We start from the raw sequence: 12,996 nt of genomic DNA on the forward strand, positions 1-12,996 counted from the left end.
TTTGGGGTTAAAAGTCAAATCCAAGTCCGAATACAATTCGTTTGCCTTCGGTACTTCTAAAATAGCTAGCGGTAATACTCATGCCGCCACGACCGTTGATCCAGAGTCCGCCTCCATAGTCATTATGCCATCGTTGCGAATTGCCACTGGGTGTCCACACCCTGCCCAGATCGGCACCACCATAGACACCAATTTGAACCGGAACCAAAGAGATATTGAATTCGTCGAAACTATACCGTACATCAGCACTTCCAACCAAGGAAGACTTTCCGGTAAATCTTTCTTCCCGAAACCCTCGTAAGCCATTGTTCGCCCCCAAACGAACGCCTTGATAAAATTCGAATCTATTTCCGAAGTTAAATTGCCCGCGCACGTTGGTACGTAAAACGAGTTTCTTATTTTTAATCAGGCTGTTATAAAAGCCCAATCGGGTGTTTAAATATCCAAAAACGCGATCGATATCCTGAAGGTTATCGGTAACCCCCACATTCAAATCGAACATCATACCCTGCCTTGGATTACGCGGATCATCGTAACTGCGATAGCTATAGATACCTTCTACTGTGGCAAAATAATCGGTCTCCTCAGGACGCGTTTCATTTCCGGGATTGGTGCTTCCGGTAATGGGACTATTGATGGTAACCGATTCGGCCTTCCCTTGAAGTTTGAAGAAACTACCAAAACTCGAATTTCGAACCAGAGCCCCTTCAGCACTCAGCCGTTGTATTTCCACACGGTTGGCATCGTAGCCTAATGCATCTTGAAAGTTGGCAGTTTCGTTTCCGTAGCCAAAATAATTTTCGATGTAATTCGGACTCGTTATTCGGGCACCGATATGAAGGTTCAGATCATTTTTAATATTCGCAAACTCCCCCTCATACAAAACATCAAAACTTTGCGTATCAAAATAATATCCGGCATTCACCACATGCTTTTGAGAAAACGGGTTTTGTGTAAAACTATTCAGCTCGTACGCGTACTGCCCTCCCAGTCGGAATCCATCATCGGGATTGTAACCGGCAGCAGCATTGAAGAGATGGGTTTTCGATATTTGCTTTCGGTATTCGTAGGTATTTAAGTTGTAGACGTCGGTAAATCTAATATTTCCACGGTATCGCTCTGCGATGGTATTTGGCAGGCTTTCATGATCGTACACCTTCGTTCCGCTTCCGTTGATCAATTGATAGGTATCATCTCCATGACCTCCAATAACGCGCACCAGAATCGGACTCCTATCTTCGCCTTCAATACGAAAGCTATCATTGCCATCCAGCCCGTACACCCAGACTTCTTTAGTTTGCTCTGGGGTGACGGTTCGCTCGGTAAATAGCGTGCCTGCCTCCCCTTCTTTGTAGGCGAATTCCCGAATAGTGATGCTACCGTCTTTCTGCCGTAAAATCTCAAAATAGTCGGGCCCGTCGGTACCCACAAAGGTTTGTAGGCTCGACAAATAATCGTAATAATTCCCGGCAATCTCAACCAGGCTTTCGCGACGCTGACGCAGCGCAGCCTTAATGTCTTCTAAGCTTTCGTCGCGTACTTCCGATGGAATGGCCTCAAAGGCAGCGTCAATGACCCGGTCGGAAATTTGTTGTTGAAGTTCTGCCGCCAAGAATTGCCATTGAGGTTTGCCGCTTCCCTGAAGTAATGCGCGGTCTAGCTTCACTCCTTCCTCATTAAACCAAGCTACGTTTGGCATGGCTTGATTGTATAAATGACGGCGATAATTGTTTCCGAAGATAGAACTGGCCAGATCGATCACCGTTCCTTCCATAGAAGAAAAAGCGTCATTTCTACTCCTCGAAATAGGCACGTACACATTGACGCTATCGGCTCTAAAATACTCCGCCCAGCGCCAATGATCGGGTTCACGGTCCCAATCCCCAATCAACATGTCGAACAATCTATTTTTGATATAAGCTTCCTCATCGAGCGCGATCTCCCTTCCTTGACGGAGTTTCAGAAGAATATCGTCTGTAGTTTCTACATCATCCGGATATTGAAAATTGCTTTCCCCTTCACTGCTTTCAGTGGGCAACAATGAAATCACATACAGCTCATTTCCAAAATCATTATTGTAGTTCCCCAGTGCTTTTTGCTTCGGAACGTAAAAAAGCTGTGGTTCATTATGAAAGAGTTCAGCAGCTTCAGCCAGGCGGCCAATGGCTAGAATCGAATACGGGTGTGAGGCGGTATAAAATTGTTCGTTGAACGAATCGGGCAGGTCTACTTTTGAACCTTCCGATAGTTTCTCTCCTTCTTCTAAGGCCTGTTCCTGCGGAAGCTCTTGCGTATATTGAAGGGCGTTTTTCTTGAGAGAACGCATTCGATATTCATTGCCTCTGGCATCCCGCAACCTAAGGGTTTTGAAGGACGACTCGCTCGCTTCACGCAATACGGTTAATCCGCCGTATAAGGTATCGAGTTGCGCGACGGACGCTTCAATAGGAGTTCCATAAGCGGATCGGTATTTTTCTCCCCAGACCGTCTGAAAAAACAGCGTTTGGGTTAAGCTGTCTTGTTCGTATATGGGCACCGTTACCGTGGGTTCAAATGTTGAGGGGAGATTGTTTGTTCCGTAATATTCGTAAGGAGCATATAATTTCTTTTCGAAGAGGAGTTTTGGGTTTAATTCGGCATCTACCCCGTAATATCGAACGTAAGAAGAGCCATCTGTAAATACATTGAGTACCGCAAAACCTTGTCCGCCATAACTAAACAAACCATCCTCGCCTAAGGCGGCGTACCCTTGCTTTGCGCCCGACCCGGATACAATTTGGATTAGCCCTTCTTTTTCAATGTGCTGAAGGGTGTGTTCATGACCGGAAGTAAAAACCATTCTACCGTGAGCCTTAGCGACTTCCGACAGGCGTATCATAAATTTATTGTACAATTCGTTGTAGCGGTCCTGTACAGACACCCCGCCTTGGGCACGCACCTGAGCCACTAGCGACGCCAGGCCGGGTAGCGGAATTTTTCTTTGGGTGGGATATAGGTGTTTTTTTAAGGCATAATAACCACCATGAGTTCCATTAGTAAACATGGGGTGGTGCATGGCGAAAACTACCGTCTTATTTCGGTTTTTATTGAGCTCCAGCTCTAATTCAATAAAGAACTTTTCCCGAGATTTGATCTCGCATTCGCGATTCATGATGGGATTGCGGTTCCAGTCTTCCAAGTACCACTGACTATCAATTAGAATCAATTGAATGTTATCAGAAACGGCAAAACTTTGTAATGGACACCCATTGGTAGGTTGAAAGGCGTTTTTGTCTAAATTTTCTTGAATATAGGCTTGCTGTCGCAGCACTCCCTCGATTCCCCCGCTATAGTACTCGTGATTCCCGGGAATAAAATAGGTCTCCCCTTGAAACTCTTGTAACGATTCAATTTGCGCATCTAGGTAGTACTCACTGATCTCTCGCAGTGGATCATTTTCAGGAGGCAATCCATCTGGGTAGATATTATCTCCAAGAAAAAGAGTGTAATCGCCTTTAGTGTCTTCGTTCTCATCGCTAATGTACTTCCGAAAGGCTACGAGCGCGTCACTGGGACGGTCTGCCGGTGAAATACCGGCATCTCCCACCAAATAAAACGTTTTTTCGATAGTCTTCCCTTTCGGAAACTGAGGTTTGGCTTCAGCATCTGCGTATTGTGGCGTGTAGGTAGCGCACGCCGAAGCGATAAATACAAGGGATATGAGTACGTACTGAACTACTTTCGTCATAATTCTTTCTTACATAGAAATTGCCGCACGGAAGGAGAATTGGATCCCCTCATCGGAAGCGAAGGCATTAACCGTTCCACTCACCAGATCTGCGACATTCAACCAAAAACCACCTCCATACGCGCTGTGCCAGACATCGGAAGTATCATTGGGCACCCATACACGCCCTACATCATACCCACCAAAGATTCCTATTTGAACCGGAGCCAAGCCTGTCTTAAAGCTGTTAAAACTGTAGCGGAGGTCTGCATTCCCGGCCACGGCACTTCGTCCCGTAAATCGATCACGACGGTAGCCGCGCAAACCGTAATCACGCCCCAATTGTGCTCCCTGATAGAATTCAAAATTATTACCAATGTTGAATTGTCCTACGGCTTGTGTTTTAAGCACCAATTTTCGATCGGCTGTCAAAGAATTATAAAATCGCAACTGCGGCACTACGTAGCCAAAAACACGGTCGCTATCTTCTGTGTTTTGTGTCCCTCCGGTGGTAAGGTGAAAGAACATTCCTCGGGTTGGATTGGCAGCGTTGTCTAAACTTTCGTATTCGTATGTTCCTTCAATAGAAGCAAACGATTTTGTTTCATCTAGTTCTATAGGCGGATTTTGTGTGATAAATCGATTGGGCGTTCCCTCTACTTCAAAAGCTTCGTATTTCGCTTGAAAGCGGAAGAGACTTCCATAGGGTGAATCGCGCTGTACTCCAATACTTCCGCCGTACTTCCCAATGCGCACCCGGTTGTAATCTCGATCAAACATGTCGGGAAATTCGTATTCCAGGTTTTCCGTTTCGTTTCCGAAGCCAAAGAAGTTCTCCGCAAAATTTGGATTTCGGAATTCACCCCCTACAAGGAAATTCCATTGCCCAAAAATATTGGCGAACTCTCCAGAGTATTCCAGGTTATAGCTCGAAGTAGCGAAATAATATCCAACTGCGAGTCGGTGTTGCTGCGCAAACGGATTCTGCTGAAAGCCTTGCACCGTGAATACATCGCTTACCCCAATCAAGAAGCCGTCATCGGGATTAAATCCAACCGACGGCAGTAACAAGTTTGTAGTTTTTTTCTCCTTCAGGTAATTGTAGGTGTTGAAGTTATAGTTGTCGGTGAGTCGAAAGGACGCTCCACCTCGCTCTTCGATGGTATTTTTCTTACTGCGTTGATCGTATACCTTAATGGCTCTTCCATTCGTGATTCGATAGGTATCGTTGTTCTGCCCACCGATGATACGAATAAAGATAGGAGCATCCCCGTTGCCCTTAACCTCAAAGACATCGTCATCATCCAGACCGTAAATCCAAAGTTCTTTGGTGTCTTTTTTATCATAGGTCCTATTGACGACTTGCGTCCCTTTTTCGCCATCTTTAATACGAGACACAATAACTTGTGTTTTGCCTTTTGGCATTCGGATGATCTCTATATAATCATCTTTGTCAGTTCCGGTAACGGTTTGTAAATTGGAAAAGTAGTCGTAGTATTCGCCTGCAATGGTAACAATATTATCGCGGCGTCCTTTTAAGTTCGATTTGATCTGTTCGGCACTTTCATCCTGAACTTCTTCCGGAAGCGCACTAAACGCCTCTTCAATTACGGCGTCGGTTACATTCTGCTGAATGTAGGCTGCTTCTTCTAACCAGCCTTCTCTTCCGTAGTTCTCAATAAACGCACGATCCAACTTAATTCCGGCACTGTTGAACCATTTGGTATGTTCTAATTCAGGGCCATACACCTGAAACTGTCGCGCCGTATTGAATAGTGTTCGAATCACGTTTAGGAGTCCGCCATCAAAATTAGCATACACCTGATCTCGGTCCCGTGGAATCGGTACGAAGACATCGGTACCGTTGTCTTTTTTATATTCGGCAAAACGCCATTGGTCGTTATGACGATCCCAATCCCCAATCAACATATCGAAAATCCGAGCACGCATGTAGGCGCGTTCGTCGAGTATATTTTCTTCATCGCTACGCAGTTTATCCAGCATGTCATCGGTGCTTTCAATATCATCGGCATAGTCGAAAATCGCCCCATCGTACTCCTCATCCGGGCGTTCAACGATCATATACAAGGCATCTCCATAGGTTTCATTGAACTTGCCAAGCGCTGCTTGCTTGGGCACATAATACAATTTTGGATTGGTATGGAACACTTTGGCCGCGTCTGCCAGCGGTGGGATGGTAAAAGCGCCATAAGGGTGTGCGGCTGTATAAAAGTCTAAAATAAGGTCTTCTGGAACGGTATCTTCAAAACCAACTTCCACCACACGGTCTTTGATGAGTACGGTTTGAATGAATTGCACCGCACTTTTCTTTAAGGCGCGCATATTGTAATCACGCCCCCCTTTTCCTTTTAATCGAAGCGAAACAGTTTGGTGCCCCCCTCCGGCCCGCTCTACGGTTAATCCGCCGTATAAGGTATCAAGCATGGCAACGGGCGCTGTTACTTTTTTGCCATACACCGCTCTGTAATGCTCTCCCCATAAGGTTTTGAAAAATCCGGTGCGGTCTACGAGGCTATCGTTATATACCGAAGCCTGGACGGTTTGTGGATAGGTTTCCGGCAAGGTTTCAAGGTCGTAGGTTCTTGGTTTCGGAAGTATTTCTTTCTGAAAGAGTACTTCAGAAGAACCATCATCGTTTGCCTTCAACATGGTGAGTTGGGTAGCTCCGTTGGTAAGCACGTCCAGTTTAGCAAATCCTAATCCGCCATAACTAAACTCCCCGTATTCTGCGACGGAAGCTGGGGTAGGCTTGCTACCGCCACCGGCCACTACTTGTTTCAGTCGTTTTCCATTGATATATTGCAGGGAACGGTCGTGCCCCGACACAAATACAAGTCGGTTGTGATCTTTCGCTAACACTTCTAATCGATCCATTAGTTCTGCGTAGCGCTCGTTGTATCGATCTTGCATATCGATAGCGCCCTGATTTCTAATTTGCGTAAGAAAAGTACCCAAACCGGGAAGTGGAAGCAGGTGATTCTTAATACTATATTTTCCGCCATAGGGTCCATTCGTTAAAATGGGATGATGCATGGCGAATAAGATGGTTTTTTCTTTGTTCTTTTTTAATTCCCCTTCAATTTCAATAAACAATTTGCTGCGCGTTTTGATCATGCATTTATCATTCATCTGGGGATATTCGTCCCAATCAGACAGATACCACTGACTGTCTATTAAGAGCAGCTGTACATCGTCACCAACTTCAATGCTTTTTAAAGGACAACCGTTATTGGGTTCCAGAATATCTTCCTGGTCGCGCACCTCCTTCAACAAATCTTCAATATCTTCAAGGCCATCAACCCCTTGTTGCCATTCTCCTTCCCCAGGAAGAAAATAAACCGTTCCTTTAAAATCTGAAACGGCTGCAAGTTGTGCTTCGATGTCTTTTTTGGAAAGTTTATCCCCGCTCTTTACAAAACTATTTCCCAGAAATAATACGTGGTCGTCCTGGGTAGCATTCTTTTCAAGATATCGCTGAAAGGCAGGAAGGGCATTTTTTTCGGCATCAAAACCCAGATCACTTAGTACATAAAAAGTTTCGTCGATTTCGGTGTTTGGAAGGTTTGATTGTGATTGCCGATTGGAATCTTTATATTGAGGTTTATAGGTGGCGCAACCCGCCCAAATTGCTGCTGCCAGAAAAGTTATAATGATGTTAATTTTGTTCATACGGAAAATTAAACGGGGTTATTTTTAGTAATTTGGTTCTATAAAAGACGATCTATGAGTGACATAATAAAAGCTGCCGATTCTTTCATTCAACAGCTATTTAAAGAAGAGCTTCCCAGCTCTTTTGTATACCATAATTATACCCACAGTAAACGTGTTTATAAAAGTATAAACGAAATCATTGAACATTCACAATTTTCTGTTAAAGATGCAACAATACTGCGGCTTGCGGCATTATTGCACGATACAGGTTATATAAAAACCCGGGAGGGTCATGAGGAAGAAAGTGTCAAAATTGCACACGAATTTCTCACTGAAAAAGGAGTCGAAAAAGACATCATTGAAGGCGTTGAGAGATGCATCATGGCGACGAAATTTAAGGGAACTCCGGAAGGACCTCTCGAAGAGGCTATTAGAGATGCCGATGCGTCACACTTCGGAAAAGATTACTTTAAAGAAGCCAGTGAATTTTTGCGACAAGAATATATCTCTCAGAATGTGGAACACTTCACCCCGAGGGAATGGCGCGATGAAAATATAAAGCTATTGACAGAAAAGCATAAGTTTTATAGTGAATACGGACTTAAAGAGTGGCAAAAACAAAAAGAAAAGAACCTGGCCGATCTGCTGAAAGACAGAAAAAAAGACAATAAGAAATTAAAGAAAGAAGAGGTCAAGGCCAAATTGAAGGCCAAATACAAGGATATGAGTCCGGAACGCGGCATTCAGACCTTTTACCGTGTCGCCCTTCGAAATCATATTAAATTGAGCGATATAGCCGATACCAAGGCCAATATCTTGCTGTCTGTAAATGCGATTATCATCTCTCTGATTCTCGCTAATCTGTTTTCAAAATTTGATACTAACCCCTTCATTGTATGGCCTACAACCATTTTCGTGATCTCTAGTGCAACTACTATGATCCTCGCTGTGATCGCCACCCGTCCCAATGTGACACGTGGAGAATTTACCAAAGAAGATGTGGCTAATAAGAGTGTGAATTTGACCTTCTTCGGAAACTTTCACAGAATGAAATTGTCGGAATACGAATGGGCCATTGAAGAGCTACTGAAAGACCGTGATTATGTGTATTCTTCGCTTACTAAAGACTTGTACTTTCTAGGTGTCGTCTTAGATCGAAAATATAGGATCTTACGACTCACCTACACCATTTTTGTCATAGGGACTATCGTATCAATCATCGCATTTGGAGTGTCCTTCGGACTCGCAGATGTGGGTGTTGACGACGTTTCCAATATGGTGACACCTACTCAGTAGGCTGTTGGGTGTTGATCTCTTCAATAAGATCTTCGTAGGTGTAGTACTTTTTCTCGTTGTCCTTCTGCTTCGAGTAAATGACTCCCACGCGAATAGCTTTTAGACCCGTTACTCCCTGTAAGTCCTCCAGTTCTAGAATCTCCACGTCCTTATTCAAACGTTTGTTCTTCTGAAGAAAGGCAACATATTTCATATATTCCTTCTCGTCTTCCTGCTGTGAATAAACAATGGTTATTTTCCCCGCTTGCGTGATGCGCTCATCGGTCCCTTTAATGTTCGCTTTGTCTACACGTTTTTTCACTACTTCATAGCGTGCATTGTACGTACCATCTACGTCAAAACGCTTTTCATCCATTCGAAATCTGAGTGCCAACGGACTATTAAACGATAAGATCATTGACGCCACATCCATAGGGATGGGAAGCTCTTCTTTCAAACGATAGAATTGATTTTCCATTTCGCACATTACCTGCAGTTGCCATAGGCGCAGATTGTACAGATAGATTTTATGAAACGTATTATGTCGTGTAATCGATTCGCCTATGTACATATTGTGCTCAACGCCGTCTGTTTTAAAGCGCTCGTAATAGTGCGGGTACATCTGCTGCGCTTCCATTTGGTTGCGGTCGAGGATGGCAGCTAACTTCTTGTTCACCTGCATGACCGATTCGTCATAATCCTTACGGTGCTTGTACACCAATCCGGATGTCATGTCGATCATCTCGTAATAGTCTTGTATTAATGCCTTCAGATTTTCGTTCTTCTTTCGAAGGTGATTAAACAAGGGGACTATTTCCTTTCGGATAAACTGCTGTACTTGCTTTTCACTATTAACTTGCAATTCTTCATTTAGGTTCTCCAAATATTGTTCTATTCGGAAACGCATCTGCTCATAGATAGGAAGGGCTTCAATTTTGTGAACCGAATCGATTACCTTTTGAATGTATTCCAATTGAAGCATAAGGTCCTTAATGGTGGCCTGGTTGCGAATGTTGGAAGACTCCTTGATGTCTATTTGGCCGTACAATGGGTACACCCCTTCAAATACGATCTCTCTAAAATAAGCATTGAAGCCCGAATTTTGCGCTTTTAGGACCCGATGCGCCTCTCTTCGGAATTTCCAATGAACGCTTGGGTGAATGGAGGTACACTCTTCCTGGATCAATAACTCTATTTCATTCTCCACCGTTTCTTTCGATCGTTTTACCGAATCGATCAAGAACGGCATAATATCGTGCAGTTTGTTTGCATTAATGCTATTCAAAGCACGCGCTTTTGGAGACACAATCTCCAACATTCCATATATTTCATCATCACTTCCCACGGGAGTGATAATAGCGCTTTTCACATTTTGACGCAGCAATTTCGCGTATAAGACATTGTCTGGGTATTCTTTCGCGAATTTCGGAACATCAGAAATGCAATAGAACGCCTTTTTCTTAAACAGGGTGTAATACGATTTATCACATAGTGCCTCCTGACAGGAAGCCTCGTCCTTGCCTTCTAAAATATAGCTCTTGGTCTGTAGGTTTGTCGGTAAAAACTCGTCGTCTTCCTTGTTGTAGAGTGTAAACCCTACATCCAACTCATTATCGCCAAACAACGAACGCATGATACGTCGAAATTCAGGTGCGAAGGTCGCCTCTTTGGTGTCCTTCTGAATTAAATTCGATTTAAAATCAGATAGCGACACGTCTGCCGTAGCATCAAACATATTAGCAATGACGAAGCCGCTAAACTTCCAGCTATTCGGCGGGAAAATCTTTTTCCACAATTTGACATTATCAAAATTGTCCATTAAGGATTGCAGGTCCTCTTCGGAAATATCCTTAGTCCCTTTTTTCTTTTCAATGGTTACAAAATCAGCATTGTACAACACCTTGTAAAAACGCATGATTCCGGAATGATCTGGAATTTGATAGTAAAAAGGACGTCGGAAATCGAAATGTTTTCCGTAGTAGTTTTGAAGAATGATGCTACACCCCATCAAATAATACTGATCGTCATTGAAATTGGAAAGCTCCAGCTGATACTCGGCTCCAGCCTCTTTGATAATCTTCTGGTAGCGCGCTGTAGAACGGAAAATATCTTCCTGAAAAGGAGAGGTAGCTATCTTGATTTCATTACTCTGAAGCACTTCGGGAAACAGATCCTGCGTAATCGAATCAATCTGTTCTTGATACTTAGCTGTTTCTCCCATCGCCAATCCTTCGGAAAGTACCGGGTATTCATCGGCGATCGCGATTACTTTTTCAGCGCGTTCGCGCACAAGAGGATGTGCATCCTCGAGCCGCTCACGATAGGCATCAAAGAGTTTTTTAAAGCTAATTTCTATGTCTAAGGGAAAATCCCTTTCGTTCGATTTCATCATCAAATTTCTATCAATAAATTAAAAGTACTTAATTATTCGACTCCGCACCTAACATATTAAGGTTCTTAACATTATTATAATAGTTTTTAAGGAGCGCAAAATAACTATTACTTTTGTCAAAATAAGCGAAACTACCTATGAGACGATTCAACGCCCTTTTTATTACAATTTCCTTACTGCTATTTTCTTGCGACACGCAAAGTGATCAATTCACCATCTCGGGTCAAGCAGAAGGCTATGATGACGGAACTGCAATTTACGTTTACGAAGTAGGAGCCGATAACCGTCCGGCTGTTATTGACACCCTAACGATCAACGGAGGCCGTTTTGAAGGGACCTATCCCAAGACCGAAAAATTATCCGTAAACTATCTCAACGTAGATGGCGCACAGGCAAACGTGGTGTATTTTCCGGAGAATGAGAATCTAAAAATGACTCTTTTTAAAGATAGTCTGGCAGCCTCAACCGTTTCCGGAGGAAAATTGAATAATGCGTATGCCGACTTCACCAAACGCATCCGAGGATATAACGCTCAAAAGCAAGCGCATTTAGAACGCTATCAGCAGGCGCGTGCCGAACAAGACAATGTTCTAGTCGCACAAATTCAACAAGCCAACATCGATTTAGTGGCGGAAGAAAACGCCTATAAAAAACAATTTATCACCGAAAATGGTAATTCGCTCTACGCAGCAATGCTACTCACCGAAATGGTAAGTCGCAAAGAAGCAACCCCTGAAGAAGCAAAAGCGATGATTGCCGAGTTTTCTCCTAAAGTCGCAGGCTCTGCCGTAACGAAAAACCTGGAACGCTCACTGACCCAAATGAAGAAAGTTGATATAGGTGGTGAAGCGCCTAACTTCAGCGCTCCTACACCAGAAGGAGAGATGCTCGCCTTAAACGACGTGCTGGGAACCTACACCATTATTGATTTTTGGGCCTCTTGGTGCAAGCCCTGTCGTCGTGAAAATCCTAATGTGGTTCGCGTGTATGAAAAATACCACGACAAAGGGTTGAACATCATCAGTGTAAGTCTCGACCGACAAGGACAAAAAGACCGATGGTTACAGGCCATTGAGGATGATAATATGGATTGGTATCATGTTTCCAATTTACAATTTTGGCAAGACCCTATCGCGCAAACTTATAACGTTCGTGCCATCCCAGCTACCTTTCTCTTAGATGAAAATGGAAAGATTATCGATAAGAATTTAAGGGGTGCTGCTCTGGAGGATCGAATTGCCGGTTTGTTAGGCGGACAATAAACTGGTCTACTCCAATAAAAAACTTACGTTTACGACGGCGGTAATTTCTAACTCACCCGGAGCTAAGGCTTTCCCGGCGCTACTTTCCTGCATGGCCATTCCACGTAGTATCGGTTGAGGGCCGTTAGAGGGTTGAAACTCGGTGATAAGCACCGCTTTTCCGATATCTTGACCTACCGCCGCAGCGTATTCAGTAGCTTTCTTTTTGGCATTTAGTATCGCCTTGGTGCGTGCTTCAGTGCGTAATTGTTCCGCTTTAGAGGAAGCAAACTGTATGCCGTCAATTCTATTGATCCCTGTCTCCAGTAATCGATTCATCACCGCATCATATTTTTCAAGATCGCGCAGCGTAATGGCGATCGCCTGATTGGCCGCATAGTTATAATTCTTGGTATTGTGGTTGTAGTTTTTGTTGAGTCGGATGTACTCAGTTCGCACATCTTTTTCAGCAATACCCATGGCCGACACCGCCTGCAAGACACTTTTAACGATCGCATCGTTATCACGTTTCACGGTTTGGGCGTCATCACCCGTAGACTCCACTCGTATGTCGATGGTTACTTCATCAGGAACCACCGTTACGGTTCCTTCTCCTGAAACTTGTACCTGAGGTGGTGTGGATTCTTGTGCCATACTTAGCGTTGTTAAGGTTACGAATAAAAGTAAGAATATCTTTTTCATGATGTTAG

6 protein-coding genes are annotated in these 12,996 nt (G+C 43.9%); 2 read left to right on the forward strand and 4 right to left on the reverse strand.

Annotation, left to right across the window (positions count from 1 at the left end; all coding sequences use genetic code 11):
- Positions 1–7 precede the first annotated feature (7 nt).
- Both PO830_RS09600 and PO830_RS09605 read right to left on the reverse strand, forming a co-directional pair.
- Positions 8–3,727, reverse strand: coding sequence for a metallophosphoesterase (locus PO830_RS09600; RefSeq protein ID WP_272853345.1), 3,720 nt, complete (start codon positions 3,725–3,727; stop codon positions 8–10).
- 9 nt (positions 3,728–3,736) lie between these two features.
- A complete protein-coding gene (locus tag PO830_RS09605) occupies positions 3,737–7,396 on the reverse strand; it encodes a phosphoesterase (RefSeq protein WP_272853346.1) in 3,660 nt (1,219 codons plus the stop codon).
- A gap of 54 nt (positions 7,397–7,450) precedes the next feature.
- On the opposite strand from PO830_RS09605, the gene PO830_RS09610 reads away from it, so the two are divergent.
- The gene (locus PO830_RS09610; protein ID WP_272853347.1) at positions 7,451–8,674 is read left to right on the forward strand and encodes a Pycsar system effector family protein; all 1,224 of its coding nucleotides are present in this window, start codon (positions 7,451–7,453) and stop codon (positions 8,672–8,674) included.
- Here the strand turns inward: PO830_RS09610 and PO830_RS09615 are convergent.
- Complete coding sequence (locus PO830_RS09615; RefSeq protein ID WP_272853348.1) at positions 8,664–11,042, reverse strand: GAF domain-containing protein; 2,379 nt, start codon at positions 11,040–11,042, stop codon at positions 8,664–8,666. The genes PO830_RS09610 and PO830_RS09615 overlap by 11 nt on opposite strands.
- A 140-nt stretch (positions 11,043–11,182) precedes the next feature.
- On the opposite strand from PO830_RS09615, the gene PO830_RS09620 reads away from it, so the two are divergent.
- Positions 11,183–12,307, forward strand: a complete 1,125-nt coding sequence (locus PO830_RS09620; RefSeq protein ID WP_272853349.1) for a TlpA disulfide reductase family protein — start codon at positions 11,183–11,185, stop codon at positions 12,305–12,307.
- A gap of 6 nt (positions 12,308–12,313) precedes the next feature.
- Here the strand turns inward: PO830_RS09620 and PO830_RS09625 are convergent, their stop codons facing one another.
- Positions 12,314–12,988, reverse strand: coding sequence for an SIMPL domain-containing protein (locus PO830_RS09625; protein WP_272853350.1), 675 nt, complete (start codon positions 12,986–12,988; stop codon positions 12,314–12,316).
- Positions 12,989–12,996 lie beyond the last annotated feature (8 nt).

The sequence above is a fragment of the Altibacter sp. HG106 genome (genome assembly GCF_028561755.1).
In the GTDB taxonomy this organism is placed as follows: domain Bacteria; phylum Bacteroidota; class Bacteroidia; order Flavobacteriales; family Flavobacteriaceae; genus DFVG01.

What these genes read in the sequence shown, in the direction of transcription:
- PO830_RS09600 (WP_272853345.1), bottom strand. Translation starts at nt 3,727, where the DNA reads ATGACGAAAGTAGTTCAGTACGTACTCATATCCCTTGTATTTATCGCT.
- PO830_RS09605 (WP_272853346.1), bottom strand. Translation starts at nt 7,396, where the DNA reads ATGAACAAAATTAACATCATTATAACTTTTCTGGCAGCAGCAATTTGG.
- PO830_RS09610 (WP_272853347.1), top strand. Translation starts at nt 7,451, where the DNA reads ATGAGTGACATAATAAAAGCTGCCGATTCTTTCATTCAACAGCTATTT.
- PO830_RS09615 (WP_272853348.1), bottom strand. Translation starts at nt 11,042, where the DNA reads ATGAAATCGAACGAAAGGGATTTTCCCTTAGACATAGAAATTAGCTTT.
- PO830_RS09620 (WP_272853349.1), top strand. Translation starts at nt 11,183, where the DNA reads ATGAGACGATTCAACGCCCTTTTTATTACAATTTCCTTACTGCTATTT.
- PO830_RS09625 (WP_272853350.1), bottom strand. Translation starts at nt 12,988, where the DNA reads ATGAAAAAGATATTCTTACTTTTATTCGTAACCTTAACAACGCTAAGT.